An 18,188-nucleotide genomic window follows, 5' to 3' on the forward strand; every position below is an offset into this window, starting at 1 on the left:
GAAGGGGGTGCGAGAATGTCCGGGTGAAAGGCGATTACCAGGACCTGGTCGACGAGATCTCGGCGCTGCTCGGCGCCCCCGCCACCCTGGAGAACCGGGATTTCGGGCTGATCGCCTTCGGCGCCCACGACAGCGACGACGACTCGGCCATGGACCCGGTCCGCACCCGGTCGATCCTCACCAGGAAGTCCACGCCCGCGGTGCGCGCCTGGTTCGAGGGCTTCGGCATCACCCGGGCGACCGGCCCGGTCCGTATCCCGGCCGCCCCGGACGCCGGTGTCTTCCGCGGTCGGATCTGTCTGCCCGTACGCCACCGGGGCGTGGCTCTCGGCTATGTCTGGCTCCTCGACGCCGAGCCCGGCCCTCCGCCCGCCCAGCTCGCCGCGGCGATGGAGGTGGCCTCCCGGATCGGCGCGCTGCTCGCGGACGAGGAGCGCGCCGGGGCGGACCTCTCACGCGAGCTGCGGGCCGCGCTGACCGCGGAACGCGGCTGGCAGTACGACATGGCACTGGCCGCGCTGCGCACGGCGCTGGGGCCCGGAGCGGAGGGGCTGCACGCGCTGGTGTGCGTGGCTCCGTGGCCGGGCGACGAAAGCCCCTCGGTGCGTACGGCCCCGGGCGCGGCCGCGATGTGTACGGTGCCGTGGTCCTGGGCCGGCCCCGGATCGGCCCGGGACGGCGGGTCCAGGTCGCACGGCGCGGGCTCACCCGGCACAGGATCCGGCCGCGGGTCCGGGTCGAACGGGGACGGACGGCCGGGCGCTCATGCCCTCGCGGCGCTCATCCGGCTCCGCTCGCCCGGCGCCCTGTCCCCCGCCGTCACGGCGGCCGTCCGGCTGCGGGCCGCGGCGGGAGCGGCCGCCACAGCCGGTGTCGCCACACCCCGGCACGGCCTCGCCGAACTGGACGTCTCCTGGCGCGAGGCCACCGCCGCGGCCCGCGCGACCGCCGCCCAGCCCCGCCTCGGCGAGGTGGCCCAGTGGGCGGACATCGGTCCGTACCGTCTGCTCACCGCCCTCCCGACCGCACACGACGATCCGGCGGTCCGCCCTCTGCTGCAGCCGGCGCACGCGGAACTGGCCCGCACGGCCGAGGTGTTCCTCGACCACGCGGGCCAGGCGGGCCGCACGGCGGCGGCCCTGGGGATCCACCGGCAGACGCTGTACTACCGGCTGTCGCGGGTGGAACAGCTGACGGGCCTGGACCTGGACGAAGGCGAGGACCGTCTGCTGCTGCACATGGCACTCAAGGCGGCGAAGCTGTAGGGCCTAGCGTGCGTGCAGGGCGTCGCACGCCAGGCAAGACTTTCCGGACACGACCTAGATCCGCCGCCGTCTGCGGCGGCCGGCCCACAGCACCGCCACCGCCACGACCAGCGCCGCACCGGCGGCCACCGGCAGCCACGGCGGAGACGACGTGGAGGACGTCTCTTCCCCCGCCGCCTCGGGCGCGGGGGCGGCCGCGGGCGAGGAACCGAGCCAGATGCCCCCGCGACCGTCGGAGGTCGGCCGGCTCACGGAACCGTCCACCACCTTGGAGAGGTCGCCCCAGCGCTTCTGGAACGCGGTGGCGTCGACCTTGACGAACGGAACACTGCTGAAGTCGACCCCGCCGTAGACATAGGTGTGGGTGTAGATGTACTGGCCGTCCCGACGTTTACGGGTGACGTTGAACTCGCCGTTCTTGTACGAGTCGACGTACTGGTCGAACACCTGTCGCGACGACCAGGTGGCACGGGCCGGCCAGCGACGCACGTCATTGCGGTCGATCAGATGGCCGTAGGTGGTCTCCTGACGGGCGCTGCGCTGCCGGTACCACTCGGCCGCCACCCTGCTCAGATACACCCTGCGCAGGTCGGCGTAGTCCGGCGCGGTGTTCACCGCCTGCTGGACCCTCGGCAGGATCAGCGTGCGGAACACCCGCTCGTTGTTGCTCTCGATCGCCTTGTCCGGCGCGGGACAGGCTCGGCCGTTGCCGGAGATCCCGTGCTTGGCGAGATAGTCCGACTCCAGTTTCACCTCGAGCGGCGCATCCATGATGTAGAGGCTGTCGCCGTCCTGCCGGACGGTCGCCGGCGCGGGCACGATCCACTGCCGGAACGACAGGCAGATCCGGTTGCCACTGGACTTCAGCTGCCCCCAGAACTGCTTGCCCAATGTGCTGTCCGGATGGATCAGCTTGCCCACCGTCTTCTTCATCCGGAGATCCGCCTGCAACAGGATGCGTCCGGCGTCGGTACTGCCCAACTTCGGGTCGACGATCCGGTCCGGTTCCGACGGGTTGAGGTTCACCCAGAACTTGTCCGGGGTGAGCTCCAGCCACACGAAGAAGGCGTCCGAGGACTGCAGCGCCGCCGTGCGCCCGACCGCCGGATCCGGGTTTCCTCCGGGAGCCGTGCTGAAGGCGTAGCGCAGCCCTTGGCCCTCTCCGGGAGGCGCGTCCGAGAGATAACGCAACTGCAGCGCGGAGAAGTCGATGCCACCGGGCGGCGGTACACCGAGTCCTGTGAGCAGGTTGGCCAGTTCTCCTGCCGCTACCGGGTTCTTGGTGTCCCGGAACATCACCTGGAGCTCGTCGATTTCCTCGTACAAGTCCCGTACGTCCGACACCAGGTCCTTCACGCCCTGCTTTCTGGTGGCGGCGTCGTGATAGTCGTGGTTGTAACTGACGGCGGCGTTCTTGTACTTGGGGATCACCCGCACCGAGCAGTTGTTCGCACGCAGGTTGCAGGGCTCCAGCTCGGTGAAGATTTCCTTCACCCGGTCGGGGTGGATGTCCCACTTCTCCAGGACCATGTCGATGAGTTGTTCGGAATGCTTTCCGCTCACCGATTGCCGGGTGTCCTTCTCGTTCGGCCCCACCTGTTCGGTTTCGTTCTTCACCCGGAATTCGTCGCGCAGCGGGCCGTCCCCGTCGGGTAACCGCACCAGCCTTCCCTGGGCGTCCCTGACGTTGAACACCGCGACCTTGGGGCCCTTGCCCAGCGACGACACCGACGCCGCCGTCACGTAGTAGGTCTTGCCGTCCTTGGTGTACTGGAACGTGGCCACGTTCCTGGTCGGCTCGATGCGGTAGCGCGCCCGGTACATGTTGTTGATCTTGGCGATGAAGGTGCTGCCGAACGGCACCTTGGTGGTCTTTCCCGGAGCCGGCGGGGCCGAGGAGACGGGGTGGGCCACTGCCGGCAGCGCGCCTGTCGCGCCGAGCAGCGTGGCGATCAGGCCGACGAGGCCGATGAGCGCCAGGCGGGCTAATCGGCTCACAAGTACCCCTCCCTTGCTTCCGCCAACACGGTGGGCCACCAGCTGTCCGGATCGGCGAGCGCGGCGGCGTCATGCGCGGCGAACCGTGCCTCGACCGCGTCCAGCCGTGCGTCGACCTCGGCGGGTTCCCGGTCACGCAGCTCGTCGACCAGTGGCAGCAGAATGCCGACGAACAGCACCAGGAACCCCGGGTGGCTGTTGACGAACATCGGCTGGTCGCGGTCGGCGGCGCCCGGCACCCACACCTCGTCGGTGTGTGCCTGCAACGCGACCGGCCCTCCGGATTCCTCGGCCAGCGCGAGGTACTCCACGCCCGCCACCGTGACCGGCCGCAGCAGCCGTTCGTCCTGGGGGAAAGTGATCAGTTCGCTGTACCGGGTCGGCAGACCGACCTCGGTCAGCAATGCCCTGCTGGTGGGAGGGACGGTGTCGGCCGGAACCCGTTCCGGCGGTACCGGCGCCAGCCCGCCGTCGCTCCACGCCTCTTTGATCTCCTGGCGTAGCGCATCAGTCAGCACATCCATGGTCGACGTGTCCTTGTCGCCGTTTGCCGATGGTCTTTCTCAGACTGCGCGACGAACCGTTGCGGTTCCCGTACCGGAAGTATGTCGGGCCGGACGGCGTGGAGGGACGTCTTCAGGCAGACCCCGGATCAACGGTCAATTCCCCTGCCCCATCAGCACCTTCAGCCCCTCGGTGAGGTCCTCCGCCGAGGGTGCCGTCTCCGGGTCGACCATCCACTGGATCATCACGCCGGCCGAGAGCGCCTGGCACAGCAGCCCCGCGACCCGCGCCTTCTCCGGGTTCTCGGCCGGGTCCAGGCCGAGGAAGGCCTCGGCCATGCCGAGCCGTCCCTCGCGCTGGGGCTCCTTGATCGCCTCCCGCAGGCTCTCGTCCTCGTCGAGACGGGCGACGATCTCCAACTGGAGCTTCCAGACGGCGCGGCTCGCCTCGGCCGAGGCGATGACCTGCTCCCAGATGCCCTTGAACCGCTCGTACGGGTCGGCCGGGGGCGTGGGCGCGTCCTTCCCGGAGCCGCCCACCGCGTTGCCCCACTCCTCGGTCACCGCCAGGAAGGCCTGGTTGAGCAGGGCCTCCTTGGAACCGTAGTGGTAGCCGATGGAGGCGAGATTGGTACCGGACGCGGCCACGATGTCCCGGGCGGTCGTCCTGGCGTAACCCTTCTCCAGCAGACAGTGCTTGGCGCCTTCGAGCAGATCTTCACGGTGTCCCATGACAGCAGTGTACCCGGCTCTTAGACGTCCGTGTAAGACGGTTGTCTAAGGAGCCGGGTACGGATGCTGGTACGGGTACTGGTGCTCCGCGTCAGTCGGTGAGGTTCACCGAACGGGCCGAGCGGGCGCCGATCTCCTCGGAGATCTCCGAGAGCACGGCCGGCGGGACGGTGTCGTCCACGGTCAGCACGACGAGCGCCTCGCCGCCCTCCTCGGCGCGGGAGACCTGCATGCCCGCGATGTTGAGCCCGGCTTCACCGAGGATCCGGCCGACCGTGCCGACGACACCGGGACGGTCCTCGTAGCGCAGGACGACCATGTGCTCGGCGAGCGCGAGGTCCACGTCGTAGTCGCCGATGGCGACGATCTTCTGGAGGTGCTTGGGGCCGGCCAGGGTGCCGGAGACCGCGACCTCCTCGCCGCCCGAGAGCGTGCCGCGCACGGTGACGACATTGCGGTGGTCGGGCGACTCGGAGCTGGTGGTCAGCCGGACCTCCACGCCGCGCTCCTGCGCGAACAGCGGCGCGTTGACGTAGCTCACGGTCTCGTCGACCACGTCCTCGAACACGCCCTTGAGCGCGGAGAGTTCGAGCACCTTGACGTCGTGCTGCGTGATCTCGCCGTACACCTCGACGTCGAGACGGACCGCGACCTCGCCCGCGAGCGCGGTGAAGATGCGGCCGAGGCGCTCGGCCAGCGGCAGACCCGGCTTCACGTCCTCGGCGATGACGCCACCCTGGACGTTGACCGCGTCCGGGACCAGCTCACCGGCGAGCGCGAGACGCACCGAGCGGGCGACGGCGATACCGGCCTTCTCCTGGGCCTCGTCCGTGGACGCGCCGAGGTGCGGGGTGCAGACGACCTGGTCGAGCTCGAACAGCGGGGAGTCCGTGCAGGGCTCCTTCGCGTACACGTCCAGGCCGGCGCCGGCGACCCGGCCCTCCTTGAGCGCCGAGAACAGCGCGGCCTCGTCCACGATCCCGCCGCGCGCGGCGTTGACGATCCGGACGCTGGGCTTGACCTTGTGCAGCGCCTCGTCGCCGATGAGACCGACCGTCTCCGGGGTCTTCGGCAGGTGGACGGTGATGAAGTCCGCGGCCTCGAGCAGCTCGTCCAGGGACAGCAGCTTCACACCCATCTGGGCGGCGCGCGCGGGCTGCACGTAGGGGTCGTACGCCACGATCTTCATGCCGAAGGCCGACATGCGCTGGGCGACGAGGACACCGATGCGGCCGAGGCCGACGACACCGAGGGTCTTCTCGCTGAGCTCGACGCCGGTGTACTTGGAGCGCTTCCACTCGCCGTTCTTCAGGGCGGTGTTGGCCTGCGGGATGTTGCGCGCGGTGGCGACCAGCAGACCGCAGGCGAGCTCGGCGGCGGTGACGATGTTGGAGGTCGGGGCGTTCACGACCATCACGCCGGCCTTGGTGGCGGCGGAGACATCGACGTTGTCGAGGCCGACACCGGCACGGGCGACGACCCGGAGCTTGGTGGCGGCGGCGATGGCCTCGGCGTCGACCTTGGTCGCGGAACGGACCAGGATGGCGTCCACGTCGGTGATGGCCGGGAGCAGCTCGGCGCGGTCCGCGCCGTTGCAGTGCCGGATCTCGAAGTCCGGGCCCAGCGCGTCGACGGTGGCGGGCGACAGCTCTTCAGCGATGAGTACGACAGGTTTCGAGCTCACGTGAGTCCTCACAGATCCAGTGCGGACGGCCGTCCCGACGGCCGCAGGCGGTGGAGGGGCTTGCCGCGTGGAAGACGCACGACGCTGTGGGCCTGACGCGAATGTTGTTGAGCAGTCTAGTGCTGCCACCGCGTCCATCATGCGCCTCGGTGGAGGGTTCACCCACACGAGGATGGACGCGGTGGACAAGCGGGGCGGGCCCTGAAGGACCCGCCCCGCCCGAGGCTTACGCCTCTTCGTCGTTCACCCAGCTCATGAGCTTGCGCAGCTCCTTGCCGGTGGTCTCCAGCAGGTGCTCGGAGTCCTGCGTCTTGTACTCGTTGTACTTCTTCAGACCGCCGTGGTACTCGTCCATCCAGTTCTTGGCGAACGTGCCGTCCTGGATCTCGGCGAGGACCTTCTTCATCTCGGCCTTGGTGGTGTCCGTGATGACACGCGGGCCGGTGATGTAGTCGCCCCACTCGGCGGTCTCGGAGACCGACCAGCGCATCTTCTCCAGGCCGCCCTCGTACATGAGGTCCACGATCAGCTTCAGCTCGTGGAGGCACTCGAAGTAGGCGATCTCCGGCTGGTAGCCGGCCTCGACCAGGGTCTCGAAGCCCGCCTTGACCAGCGCCGAGGCGCCGCCGCAGAGCACGGCCTGCTCACCGAACAGGTCGGTCTCGGTCTCCTCGGTGAAGGTCGTCTTGATGACACCCGCGCGGGTGCCGCCGATGGCCTTGGCGTACGAGAGGGCCAGCGCGAAGGCGTTGCCGGTGGCGTCCTGCTCGACGGCGGCGATCGCCGGAACGCCGCGGCCCTCCTCGTACTGACGACGGACCAGGTGGCCCGGGCCCTTCGGGGCGACCAGGGCGACGTCGACGCCGGCCGGGGGCTTGATGAAGCCGAAGCGGATGTTGAAGCCGTGGGCGAAGAACAGCGCGTCGCCGTCCTTGAGGTTGTCCTTGATGGACTCCTCGTAGACCTGGGCCTGGATCGGGTCCGGGATGAGGATCATGATGACGTCGGCCTCGGCGGCGGCCTCGGCGGGCGTCACGACGCGCAGGCCCTGCTCCTCGGCCTTCGCCTTGGACTTGGAGCCCTCGTGCAGACCGACGCGGACGTCGACACCCGAGTCACGGAGCGACAGCGCGTGGGCGTGGCCCTGGCTGCCGTAACCGATCACCGCGACCTTGCGGCCCTGGATGATGGACAGGTCGGCGTCGTCGTCGTAGAACAGCTCGGCCACTGGGATTCTCCTTGGTTCATGCCGGTCTTGCTGGCTTTGCATCCCACCGTACGGCGGGAGGGGTGAGGGAAGTGTTCGGGTCTCGCCTGGCGGACCGCCGGACGGGCCGGCGGCCGACGTCAGGCGCTGCGGTCGAGCGACCGCAGCGAGCGGTCGGTGATCGACCGGCTGCCACGCCCTATGGCGATCGTGCCGGACTGGACGAGTTCCTTGATACCGAACTGCTCGAGCATCTTCAGCATCGCGTCGAGCTTGTCGCTCGATCCGGTGGCCTCGATGGTGACCGCCTCGGGTGAGACGTCCACGGTCTTGGCGCGGAACAGCTGGACGATCTCGACGATCTGGGAGCGGGTCTCGTTGTCGGCACGGACCTTCACCAGGACGAGTTCACGCTGGATCGCGGCGCTGGGCTCCAGCTCGACGATCTTCAGGACGTTGACCAGCTTGTTGAGCTGCTTGGTCACCTGCTCCAGCGGCAGGTCCTCGACATTGACCACGATGGTGATGCGGGAGATGTCGGGGTGTTCGGTGACACCGACCGCGAGCGAGTCGATGTTGAAGCCGCGGCGGGAGAACAGCGCGGCGATCCGGGCCAGGATGCCGGGGGTGTTCTCCACCAGGACGGAGAGCGTGTGCTTGGACATGTGCGTCGTTCCTCTTCCTACGGCTCTCAGTCGTCTTCGTTGTCGCCGAAGTCCGGGCGGACGCCACGGGCGGCCATGACCTCGTCGTTGGAGGTGCCGGCGGCGACCATCGGCCACACCTGGGCGTCCTCGTGGACGATGAAGTCGATCACGACGGGGCGGTCGTTGATCGCGTTGGCCTCGGCGATGACCTTGTCCAGGTCGTCGGGGCTCTCGCAGCGCAGGGCGACACAGCCCATGGCCTCGGAGAGCTTCACGAAGTCCGGGATGCGGGTTCCCTTGCGGGGCGCGGTGCTGGCGCCGACCTGGGAGCCGGCCGTGTGGTGGCCGGTGTCGTCGGCGTGCAGGACCGTGCTGGAGTACCGCTGGTTGTAGAAGAGGGTCTGCCACTGGCGGACCATCCCGAGCGCGCCGTTGTTGATGATGGCGACCTTGATCGGGATGTTGTTCAGCGCGCAGGTGACCAGCTCCTGATTGGTCATCTGGAAGCAGCCGTCACCGTCGATCGCCCAGACCGTACGGTCCGGCTGACCGGCCTTCGCACCCATGGCGGCCGGGACCGCGTACCCCATCGTTCCGGCGCCGCCGGAGTTCAGCCAGGTGGCCGGCTGCTCGTAGTTGATGAAGTGGGCGGCCCACATCTGGTGCTGGCCGACGCCGGCCGCGTAGATGGTGTCGGCCGGGGCGAGCTGGCCGATGCGCTGGATGACCTGCTGCGGCGAGAGGCTGCCGTCCTCCGGCTGGTCGTAGCCGAGGGGGTAGGTCTCGCGCCAGCGGTTGAGGTCCTTCCACCAGGCGGTGTAGTCGCCCTTGTTGCCCTCGCTGTACTCGGCCTGGACGGCCTGGACCAGGTCGGCGATGACCTCGCGGGCGTCACCGACGATCGGGACGTCGGCCGTGCGGTTCTTGCCGATCTCGGCCGGGTCGATGTCCGCGTGGACGATCTTCGCGAACGGCGCGAAGCTGTCCAGCTTGCCGGTGACGCGGTCGTCGAAGCGGGCTCCGAGGGCGACGATCAGGTCGGCCTTCTGCAGCGCGGTGACGGCGGTGACCGCACCGTGCATGCCGGGCATTCCCACGTGCAGCGGGTGGCTGTCGGGGAACGCGCCCAGCGCCATCAGCGTGGTGGTGACGGGGGCGCCCGTGAGCTCGGCGAGGACCTTCAGCTCCGTGGTGGCGCCGGCCTTGAGGACACCGCCGCCGACGTAGAGGACGGGGCGCTTGGCCGCGGTGATCAGCTTGGCGGCCTCGCGGATCTGCTTGGCGTGCGGCTTGGTCACCGGGCGGTAGCCGGGCAGGTCCGTCTGCGGCGGCCAGCTGAAGGTGGTCTTCGCCTGGAGCGCGTCCTTGGCGATGTCGACCAGGACCGGGCCGGGGCGGCCGGTGGAGGCGATGTGGAACGCCTCGGCGATCGTCCTCGGGATGTCCTCGGCCTTGGTGACCAGGAAGTTGTGCTTGGTGATCGGCATCGTGATGCCGCAGATGTCCGCCTCCTGGAAGGCGTCCGTGCCGATGGCCTTGGAGGCGACCTGGCCGGTGATCGCGACCAGCGGCACGGAGTCCATGTGCGCGTCGGCGATCGGGGTGACCAGGTTGGTGGCGCCGGGGCCGGAGGTGGCCATGCAGACGCCCACCTTGCCGGTGGCCTGGGCGTAGCCGGTCGCGGCGTGCCCGGCGCCCTGCTCGTGGCGGACCAGGATGTGACGGACCCGCTTCGAGTCCATCATCGGGTCGTACGCCGGAAGGATGGCGCCGCCGGGGATGCCGAAGACCGTGTCGGCCCCCACTTCCTCGAGAGAACGGATGAGGGACTGCGCACCCGTGACGTGCTCAACGGAGGCGGAGGACTGTCCGCCGTTACGGGACCGCGGCTGCGGATGGTGGGCCCCGGTGGCCTGCTCGGTCATCGGCATTCTCTTCTCGAAGCTGAGGGTTTTCGCGAGGGTTTTAGCTGGTTTTGACTGGTACCAGTGCAACAAAAAACCCCTCGTGCCGTGAGGCAAGCGAGGGGAGCGCGTCGGGTGCTTTCAAGCCGGGCCGTCGTGGCCCTGCTTCAGCCGACGCGCTTTCCAAGTACGAGAATTCGGGTGCGCATGGCAATGACCCTCCCCCCGGCGCACTACCACTGTCAAGTGGGTGGGACGGGCGTCTCAGTATTTGAGCGGATTGGGGGAAGGGATCGGCCACTCAGAACGGGCAGCGCGACACCCGCCGACGCACCCGCCGGGCCGCCTCCGGGAAGGGCCGGAGAGGCACCCGGCCGGGCCGGGCCGGGGACCGGATACTCGTCGCGGACCAGGGCCCGCCGGAGCCGGTACTCGTCGAGCGGGCCGGAGAAGGCCATGCCCTGACCGTGGGTGCACCCCATCGCACGCAGGGCCAGCACCTGCTCGGGCACGTCGACACCGTCCGCCACCGACTGCATACCGAGGTCGCAAGCGATACGGAGGAGGCCGCTCGTGATCTTGTGGAGCCGAGCGGACTCGACGACACCCTCGACCAGACCTCTGTCCAGTTTCAGTACGTCGACGGGGAGCCGCCGCAGCGCGTTGATGGCCGCGTAACCGCTGCCGAAGCCGTCCAGGGCGATGCGTACGCCGAGTCTACGCAGCGCCACCAGGCGGTGCTCCAGCTCGTCGAAGGAGGTGCGCGGGTCGCTGTCGGCCAGCTCGATGATCAGTGCGCCGGAGGGCAGACCGTGCCGGGTGAGCAGGGCCTCGACGGTGGCGAGCGGCAGGGACTTGTCCAGCAGCCGGCGGGCCGACAGGCGCACCGAGACCGGGACGTGGTGGCCGAGACCGCGCCGCTCGGCCGCTTGCTCGACGGCTTCCTCGAGCAGCCAGCGGCCGAGCTCCCCGGTGCGGTCGCCGTCCTGGGACGCCGTCTCGGCGACCCTGAGGAACTCGGCGGGAGTGAAGAGGACGCCCTGGGCGGAGCGCCAGCGGGCCTGGGCGGCGACGGAGGAGACACGGCCGGTGGCGAGGTCGACCACCGGCTGGTGGAGCAGTACGAACTCGCCGTCGTGCAGGGCGGTGCGCAGGCGGGCCGCCAGTTCGGTCCTGCGCATGACCTCTGCCTGCATCTGCGGAGCGTACATCTCGACCCGGTTCTTGCCGCCCGCTTTGGCGCGGTACATGGCCAGGTCGGCGTTGCGCAGCAGATCTCCCGCGCTCAGACCGGGGTCGGCGAACGCGACGCCGATGGACGCGGCGACCCGGACATCGTTGCCCTCGATGCGGTACGGCTGGGAGAGCGTGAGGCGCAGCCGCTCGGCGATCTCGTGGACCTGGTACTCGCGGGCGCCCCGGTCGCGGCCGCCGTCGCCGAGGATCAGCGCGGCGAACTCGTCGCCGCCGAGGCGGGCTGCCGTGTCCCCGGCCCGTACCGAGTCCTGGAGGCGGCGGGCGGCCTGGATCAGCAGCTCGTCGCCTGCCTGGTGGCCGAGGCGGTCGTTGACACCCTTGAAGCCGTCGAGGTCGATGAAGAGCACGGCGGTGCCGGGGTCACCGGCCCGCCGGCCGCCGAGCGCCTTACGGACCCGCTCGGTGAACAGGGCGCGGTTGGGCAGTGCGGTGAGCGGGTCGTGTTCGGCGTTGTGACGCAACTGGGCCTGGAGGCGGACCCGTTCGGTGACGTCCCGGCTGTTGAAGATCAGGCCGCCCTGGTGGCGGTTGACGGTGGACTCGACATTGAGCCACTCCCCCGTGCCGGACCGGAAGCGGCATTCGATGCGCGTCGTGGGCTCCTCCGAAGGAGGAGCGGCCAGAAACCGCCGCACTTCGTGGACCACGCCGCCGAGATCCTCGGGGTGGATGAGCGAGGCCAGCTCGGAGCCGACCAGGTCCTCGGCGTCGCGTCCGTAGACCCCGGAGGCCGCGGGGCTGACGTAGCGCAGTATGCCGGTGGGGGCGGCGATCATGATGACATCGCTGGAGCCCTGCACCAGGGACCTGAAGTGGTTCTCCTTCTGGGCCAGTTCGTGGGTGAGGGCGATGTTGTCGAGCAGCATGATGCCCTGCCGTACGACCAGGGCGAGCACGACCGTACAGCCGGTGAAGACCACGACGCGGTCCACTCTGCGCCCCTCGACGACGTTGTAGAGGATGCCGAGCGTGCAGACGGCGGCGGCGAGGTAGGGGGTGAGGGCGGCCAGGGAGCCCGCGATCGGGCGGCTGGTGAGGCGGGTCCCGAGGGGCGGCCCCGCGCTCTCGGCGATGCGGCGCACACCCCAGGGCGCATAGGCGAGGATCAGCGAGCCGGCGAACCAGCCGGCGTCGAGCAGCTGGCCCGACCGGTAGTTCTCGCGCAGGAGCGGCGAGGTGAAGAGGGCGTCGCACAGCACGGTCAGGGCGAGCCCCGCGATGGCGGTGTTGATCGCCGACCGGTGGTTGTTGGAGCGGCGGAAGTGCAGGGCGAGCACCATGCTGACGAGAACGATGTCAAGCAGCGGATAGGCCAGCGAGAGCGCGGCCCTGGCGACGGGTTCGCCCTGGAAGTGGGCGGTGTGCGCGAGGGCGAGGCTCCAGGAGAGCGTCAGCAGCGAGCCGCCGATCAGCCATGCGTCAAGAGCGAGGCAGACCCAGCCCGCCCGGGTCACGGGCCTCTTCGCGAGGACGAGGAGGCCGATGATGGCGGGTGGGGCGAAGAGCAGGAAGAACAGGTCGGCGACGGAGGGGCTGGGCACGGGGCGCTCGAGCACGACTTCGTACCACCCCCAGACCGCGTTTCCCGCGGCGGCCATGGCGGACGAGAACGAGAACAGCAGCCACGCGGGGACGAACCGGCTGCCTCGCGCGCGGGCGTAGAGGAGGCATGAGACGGAGGCGATGAGGGCGGCCGCGCTGAGCCCGAAGTCCCCCATGATCAGGCTCACTTGCTGGGAACCCCAGCCGAAGAGCGCCCCCAGTGCGTACCCCGCGCAGGCCAGGGCGAGCAGCAGCTGCGAGAGGGGGCCACCGAGCACACCGCCCGAGCCGCCGATCCCACCTCCGCCCCGCGCGCCCCCGCCCGGCCCGCCACTGGGGCCCGCACCGGCGCCCGGGACGCGAGGGCGGCCGATGAGCGCGCCCGGGGCGCTCACCGGAACGCCCCGGTGAGCGACTTCGGATGGCTCGATCGGCTCGCTCGCTCGCGGCGGCGCAGTGAAGCGCGGGAGGGTCGCCGACCCAGCTCCCGTCGCGTCGGATCTCCGGTCCTTCGGCCGTACTTCACCCGTCGCCCCCCTCGGAATCTGATGGCCCGTCACATCGCTCCCCGGCGTCATCCCGTACCCGACGCAGTCCCCCGTTCGGGACGATACACCAGGACCGTCACTCAGCGACAGGGCACCTCTACGCTCCGTGACCAGCAGGGGTGTTGCGCGTACGCAGCGCGCGCGGGCGGCTCCGGAGCGTGCCTACCCGGTGGTGAGCACGACGTTGCGCAGCGGCTCGTCGGCGGCGAAGGCCGAGAGCTGTCCGGCCAGCAGACGCTTGGCCCGGGGCATGAAGGCGGAGGTCGAGCCACCCACGTGCGGGCTGATGAGCACGCCGGGAGCGTGCCACAGCGGGTGGCCGGAAGGCAGCGGTTCCGGGTCGGTGACGTCCAGGGCGGCGGTCAGACGTCCACTCTCGGCCTCCGCCAGCAGCGCCTTGGTGTCGACGACCGGGCCACGCGCCACGTTCACCAGGAGGGCGCCGTCCTTCATCCGCGCCAGGAAACCGGCGTCCGCGAGGTGACGGGTGTCCGCGGTCAGTGGAGTGGAGAGCACCACCACGTCCGCCTGGGGAAGCAGGGCGGGCAGATCGGCGAGTGCGTGCACGGGACCGCGCTCCGTAGTGCGGGCGGAGCGCGCGACGCGTACCACCCGCGCGCACTCAAAGGCCGCGAGCCGGTCCTCGATGGCGGCGCCGATCGATCCGTACCCCACGATCAGTACGGACTTGTCGGCGAGCGCGGGGTAGAAGCCCGCCCGCCACTCCTCCGCGTCCTGGCCGCGCACGAAACCCGGGATGCCGCGCAACGAGGCGAGGATCAGCGCGAGGGTGAGCTCGGCGGTACTGGCCTCGTGGACGCCTCTGGCGTTGCAGAGCCGTACCCCCGCCCGGAGGGAGTCGAGCCCCGGCGTCACATGGTCCATCCCCGCAGAGAGGGTCTGCACGACCCGCACGGAGGTCATCGCGGCCAGCGGCCGGACCGCGATCTCCGATCCCTTCATGTACGGGACGACGTAGAAGACGCAGTCGGCGGGATCGGCCGGGAAGTCGGGGCCGCCGTCCCAGAACCGGTAGGTCAGCCCCGCCGCAGCGGGGTCCGGGAGCCCGGCGATCTCGTCGGCCGGAATGGGGAGCCACACATCAGCAGTCATGGTCAGGAGGTTAGTTTGGGGAACGGCACAAGGAGGGGTACGGGGAGTTGGAGCGCAGGACAATCGGGGCGACGGCGCTCGAAGTGGGAGCGATCGGCCTGGGCTGTATGCCGATGAGCTGGGGCTACAGCGGTTCGCAGCAGCGCGGCGACCGGTCTGTGCGCACGGTGCACGCCGCGCTCGACGCCGGCGCCACCCTGCTCGACACGGCCGACATGTACGGGCCGTTCACCAACGAACTACTGCTGGGCCGGGTCCTGAAGGAGCGCCGGGCGGACGCCTTCGTCGCCACCAAGTGCGGGCTGCTCGTCGGCGAGCAGCACATCGTCGCCAACGGGCGCCCCGGGTATGTGCGGCGCGCCTGCGACGCCTCCCTGCGCCGGCTCCAGACGGACGTCATCGACCTCTACCAGCTGCACCGCGCCGACCCCGAGGTGCCGGTCGAGGAGACCTGGGGGGCGATGGCCGAGCTGGTGTCCGCCGGGAAGGTGCGGGCGCTGGGGCTGTGCGCGGTCGGGGCGCGGGCCTCGCGCCGCTCGGGCGCGGGGATGCATGACGGAACGATTCGCCAGCTGGAGCGCGTACAGCAGGTCTTTCCCGTGAGCGCCGTCCAGGCAGAGCTGTCGGTGTGGGCGCCGGAAGCGCTGGACCGGCTCCTTCCCTGGTGCGAGGCGCGGGGTGTGGGCGTACTGGCCGCGATGCCGCTGGGCAACGGTTTCCTGACCGGGACCCTGACACCGGGCGGCGGCTTCGAGCCGGACGACCTGCGGGCCCGGCACCCGCGGTTCACCGCCGAGATGATGGCGGCGAACCAGCCGGTCGTGGCGGGGCTGCGGCGCGTGGCGGCGCGCCACGGGGAGCGGGTGACCCCGGCGCAGGTGGCGCTGGCGTGGGCGCTCGGGCGGGGGCGGCACGTGGTCCCGATTCCGGGGACGAAACAGGAGCGGTGGGCCGTGGAGAACGCGGCGGCGGCCGGTCTGGAGCTGACGGCCGAGGACTTGGCGGAGATCGCGGCGCTTCCGGCGGCGCGGGGGTCCTGGGACTGACACCTGGGCCGGCCGGGCGCCTGCCGGGTCCGTCGAGGAGATCGGGAACCTGATCCGGTCGAGCGGTGTATGAAGGGTAGAGGTGCGCGAGACGCAGCTCACACCGCCGCTGGGAAAGGGATCAGAACTGTGCGACGTCCTGCAGTGACGGCCTTGCTGGCCACCGCCGTGCTGGTGCTGTCGGCCGGGTGCTCGTCCGGTGACGGCCCGGCGCCGACGGGCGGTTCGAGCTCCGCGCCGCGTCCGTCCGGCTCGGTGTCGGCCGCTCCTTCGCGTACGGCTCCGCCCGCGAAGGGCTCGGTGACCGTGGTGGCCACGCTGACCGAGGGCCTGAAGTCGCCCTGGGGCCTCGCGGCCCTGCCCGACGGCGACTTCCTGGTCTCCTCGCGGGACGAGGGCACGATCACGCGCGTCGACGCGGAGAGCGGGCGGAAGACCGAGATCGGGTCGGTGCCGGGGGTGGCGCCGGCGGGCGAGGGCGGGTTGCTGGGGCTCGCGGTGTCGCCGTCGTTCGCCACCGACAACATGGTCTACGCCTACTTCACCACCGCGTCGGACAACCGCATCGCGCGGCTGCTGTACGACGAGAGGAAGCCGGCCGGCCAGCAGCTCGGGGCACCGGACACGGTGCTGCGGGGCATCCCCAAGGGGACGGTGCACAACGGCGGGCGGATCGCGTTCGGCCCCGACAAGATGCTCTACGCCGGCACGGGAGAGACCGGCGAGACGGGGCTCGCCCAGGACAAGAAGTCGCTGGGCGGGAAGATCCTGCGCATGACGCCCGACGGACAACCGGTCCATGGCAATCCCTCGGCGGACTCGGTCGTCTACTCGTACGGTCACCGGAATGTGCAGGGGCTGGCCTGGGACGCCGACAAGCGTCTGTGGGCGGCCGAGTTCGGGCAGAACACCTGGGACGAACTGAATCTGATCGAGCCGGGTGGGAACTACGGCTGGCCGGAGGTGGAGGGCAAGGGCTCCAGGGCCGGGTTCGTGGATCCGGTGGCCCAGTGGAGGACTTCCGAGGCGTCGCCGAGCGGGATCGCGTACGCCGAGGGCTCGATCTGGATGGCGGGTCTGAGGGGCGAGCGGCTCTGGCGCATCCCGCTCTCCGGGCCGCGCCGATCCGCCGATCCGCAGGCCTTTCTGGCGGGGAAGCACGGCCGGCTGAGAACCCTTCTCGCCGCCGGTGGTGACAAGGTCTGGCTGGTGACCAGCGAGACGGACACCCGGGGCACGCCCGGGCCCGGCGACGACAAGATCCTCCAGCTGCGGGTGAGGTAGCGAGCGGGCGAGGCAGCGGACGGGCGAGAGCAGGCGGGCGACGGCGAAGGAGCTGGGCATGGCCGATCGGAACACCTCGGGACGGAGCCGGTGGCCGTTCCGCAGGCGCGGGGCGACTCCCCCCACCGGGGCGACTCCCCCGAGGGCCAGCGGGCCCGGGGACGGCGCGGCCGGGGATGGCCCGCGGGAGGCGGGGGCGCCCCAGGAGGGGGCCCGACAGGAGAGGCAGGAGACGGCGGAGGAGAGAGCGCCGCAGGAAAGGGCCCCGAGGCAGCGGGCACCTCGGGAACCGATCTACAGCGAGGGCGAGTTGCCCTCCCTGGGGTCCTACCGCTCCACCGTGCGCGACGGCGAGAACGGCGTCCCCGTGGTGGAGATGCACCTGCGGCTGACGCCGTCCGGTGCCACCCGCCTGAAGCTGGAGCACCTCGCCCGCGAGCACGGCGCGCACGACCCCCGAGTGGTGGACCTCTCGTTCGAGCTGGCCCGTGAGCTGCGCGCCGAGGGGCAGTTGGAGGAGGCGGAGGAGGTGTACCGCTGGGTCCTGGCCGAACGCAGGGCCGACCTGGGGCCCGTGCACCGGGACACGCTCGCCGCGGAGCGAGCCCTCGCGGCCCTCCTGGAGGTGCGCGGGAGGCCGCAGGAGGCCGAGCGGCTGCACCGTTCCCTGCTGGCGCGGCGCGAGCGGGTGCTGGGCGCCGATCACCCGGACACCCTGGGCTCGATGGCGGACGTGGCCCGCGTCACGCAGGTGCTCGGGCGGCTCGACGAGGCCGAGGAGTTGTGGCGTGCGGTGCTCGCCGGCCGGACACGCGTCCTCGGCGCGGAGCATCCGGACACGCTCGTCGGCCGCGGGCACATGGCGGGACTGTTACGCAGCCGGGGCCGGCTGGAGGAGGCTGGGGACGCCTACCTGGCACTGCTGCGCGACGCCGAGCGCGTGCTGGGCCCCGACGCCGTGCTGACCCTGAGTTCGCGCGCCAATCACGCGGCGGTGCTGTTCCACCGCGGCCGTGTGGCCGAGGCCGCCTCGGTGATGCGGACCGTCGCGCGGCGCTGGGAGGAGATCAACGGGCCCGACCACATGGACACGCTGGAGGCACGCGCCAACCTGGGGGCCGCCCTTCAGGCGCTGGGCGAGGGCCAGGAGGCCCTGGAGCATCTGCGGGCGGCGACCGAGGGGCTCGCGCGGATCCTCGGCGCCGACCATCCCGCCGTGCTGAAGCGCAGGACCAGCCTCGCTGCCACCTTCCACCGCGCGGGCCGGCACGAGGAGGCCGAGCGGGAGTGCCGTACGGTCCTCGCCGCGTACGAGCGGCTCTACGGGCCCGGGGACGCGCGTACGGCGGAGGCTCGGGGCAACCTGCGGCTGGTCAGGGCAGCACGGGGATAGGGCGCCCGAGTGCGGTGGCTCCCAGGCGGCGGAGCCCTGGCAGGAAGGGCGGGCCGCTCGAAGGC

The 18,188-nt window shown here is 70.7% G+C and carries 13 protein-coding genes; 4 read left to right on the top strand and 9 right to left on the bottom strand.

The annotated features are described in order from the left end of the window. Nucleotides 1-23 precede the first annotated feature (23 nt). Entirely contained in the window at nucleotides 24-1,265 is a 1,242-nt protein-coding gene (locus ACZ7J0_RS17160; protein WP_470888122.1) for a PucR family transcriptional regulator, read from the top strand. A 54-nt stretch (nucleotides 1,266-1,319) separates the two neighbouring features. Here ACZ7J0_RS17160 and ACZ7J0_RS17165 read toward each other — a convergent pair whose 3' ends face one another. The 9 genes from ACZ7J0_RS17165 to ACZ7J0_RS17205 form a co-directional block, all read right to left on the bottom strand. After that, nucleotides 1,320-3,263: a nucleic acid/nucleotide deaminase domain-containing protein gene (locus ACZ7J0_RS17165; protein WP_470888124.1), complete on the bottom strand. Its 1,944-nt coding sequence runs from the start codon at nucleotides 3,261-3,263 to the stop codon at nucleotides 1,320-1,322. Further along, complete coding sequence (locus ACZ7J0_RS17170; RefSeq protein ID WP_470888126.1) at nucleotides 3,260-3,787, bottom strand: SUKH-4 family immunity protein; 528 nt, start codon at nucleotides 3,785-3,787, stop codon at nucleotides 3,260-3,262. The genes ACZ7J0_RS17165 and ACZ7J0_RS17170 overlap by 4 nt, the downstream gene beginning before the upstream one ends. Nucleotides 3,788-3,922: 135 nt before the next feature. Then, on the bottom strand, nucleotides 3,923-4,498 hold the full coding sequence (locus ACZ7J0_RS17175; RefSeq protein ID WP_470888128.1) for a TetR/AcrR family transcriptional regulator: 576 nt from the start codon (nucleotides 4,496-4,498) through the stop codon (nucleotides 3,923-3,925). Between the two features lie 91 nt (nucleotides 4,499-4,589). Further along, nucleotides 4,590-6,182 (bottom strand): phosphoglycerate dehydrogenase, encoded by a 1,593-nt coding sequence (gene serA / locus ACZ7J0_RS17180; protein WP_470888130.1) that lies wholly within the window; start codon nucleotides 6,180-6,182, stop codon nucleotides 4,590-4,592. A gap of 226 nt (nucleotides 6,183-6,408) precedes the next feature. Continuing rightward, the gene (gene ilvC, locus ACZ7J0_RS17185; protein WP_468706728.1) at nucleotides 6,409-7,410 is read right to left on the bottom strand and encodes a ketol-acid reductoisomerase; all 1,002 of its coding nucleotides are present in this window, start codon (nucleotides 7,408-7,410) and stop codon (nucleotides 6,409-6,411) included. A gap of 119 nt (nucleotides 7,411-7,529) precedes the next feature. Next, nucleotides 7,530-8,054 (bottom strand): acetolactate synthase small subunit, encoded by a 525-nt coding sequence (ilvN, locus tag ACZ7J0_RS17190; RefSeq protein ID WP_469119408.1) that lies wholly within the window; start codon nucleotides 8,052-8,054, stop codon nucleotides 7,530-7,532. 26 nt (nucleotides 8,055-8,080) lie between these two features. Then, nucleotides 8,081-9,961, bottom strand: a complete 1,881-nt coding sequence (locus tag ACZ7J0_RS17195) for an acetolactate synthase large subunit (protein ID WP_470888133.1) — start codon at nucleotides 9,959-9,961, stop codon at nucleotides 8,081-8,083. Between the two features lie 221 nt (nucleotides 9,962-10,182). Then, nucleotides 10,183-13,035, bottom strand: coding sequence for a putative bifunctional diguanylate cyclase/phosphodiesterase (locus tag ACZ7J0_RS17200; RefSeq protein WP_470888355.1), 2,853 nt, complete (start codon nucleotides 13,033-13,035; stop codon nucleotides 10,183-10,185). 414 nt (nucleotides 13,036-13,449) lie between these two features. Next, entirely contained in the window at nucleotides 13,450-14,400 is a 951-nt protein-coding gene (locus ACZ7J0_RS17205) for a 2-hydroxyacid dehydrogenase (RefSeq protein WP_470888135.1), read from the bottom strand. Between the two features lie 47 nt (nucleotides 14,401-14,447). Here ACZ7J0_RS17205 and ACZ7J0_RS17210 point away from each other — a divergent pair, with 47 nt between their 5' ends. The 3 genes from ACZ7J0_RS17210 to ACZ7J0_RS17220 all read left to right on the top strand — a co-directional run bounded on the left by ACZ7J0_RS17210 (nucleotide 14,448) and on the right by ACZ7J0_RS17220 (nucleotide 18,123). Further along, nucleotides 14,448-15,446, top strand: coding sequence for an aldo/keto reductase (locus ACZ7J0_RS17210; protein ID WP_470888137.1), 999 nt, complete (start codon nucleotides 14,448-14,450; stop codon nucleotides 15,444-15,446). A gap of 129 nt (nucleotides 15,447-15,575) precedes the next feature. Further along, nucleotides 15,576-16,730, top strand: coding sequence for a PQQ-dependent sugar dehydrogenase (locus ACZ7J0_RS17215; RefSeq protein ID WP_470888139.1), 1,155 nt, complete (start codon nucleotides 15,576-15,578; stop codon nucleotides 16,728-16,730). A gap of 310 nt (nucleotides 16,731-17,040) precedes the next feature. After that, nucleotides 17,041-18,123: a tetratricopeptide repeat protein gene (locus ACZ7J0_RS17220; protein WP_470888141.1), complete on the top strand. Its 1,083-nt coding sequence runs from the start codon at nucleotides 17,041-17,043 to the stop codon at nucleotides 18,121-18,123. Nucleotides 18,124-18,188: the final 65 nt, after the last annotated feature.

It is taken from the genome of Streptomyces sp. NPDC038280 (assembly GCF_055600045.1).

Excerpts from the sequence above, each read along its gene's own strand:
- ACZ7J0_RS17195 (WP_470888133.1), bottom strand. The coding sequence starts at position 9,961 with ATGACCGAGCAGGCCACCGGGGCCCACCATCCGCAGCCGCGGTCCCGT.
- ACZ7J0_RS17170 (WP_470888126.1), bottom strand. The coding sequence starts at position 3,787 with ATGGATGTGCTGACTGATGCGCTACGCCAGGAGATCAAAGAGGCGTGG.
- ACZ7J0_RS17175 (WP_470888128.1), bottom strand. The coding sequence starts at position 4,498 with ATGGGACACCGTGAAGATCTGCTCGAAGGCGCCAAGCACTGTCTGCTG.
- ACZ7J0_RS17205 (WP_470888135.1), bottom strand. The coding sequence starts at position 14,400 with ATGACTGCTGATGTGTGGCTCCCCATTCCGGCCGACGAGATCGCCGGG.
- ilvN (WP_469119408.1), bottom strand. The coding sequence starts at position 8,054 with ATGTCCAAGCACACGCTCTCCGTCCTGGTGGAGAACACCCCCGGCATC.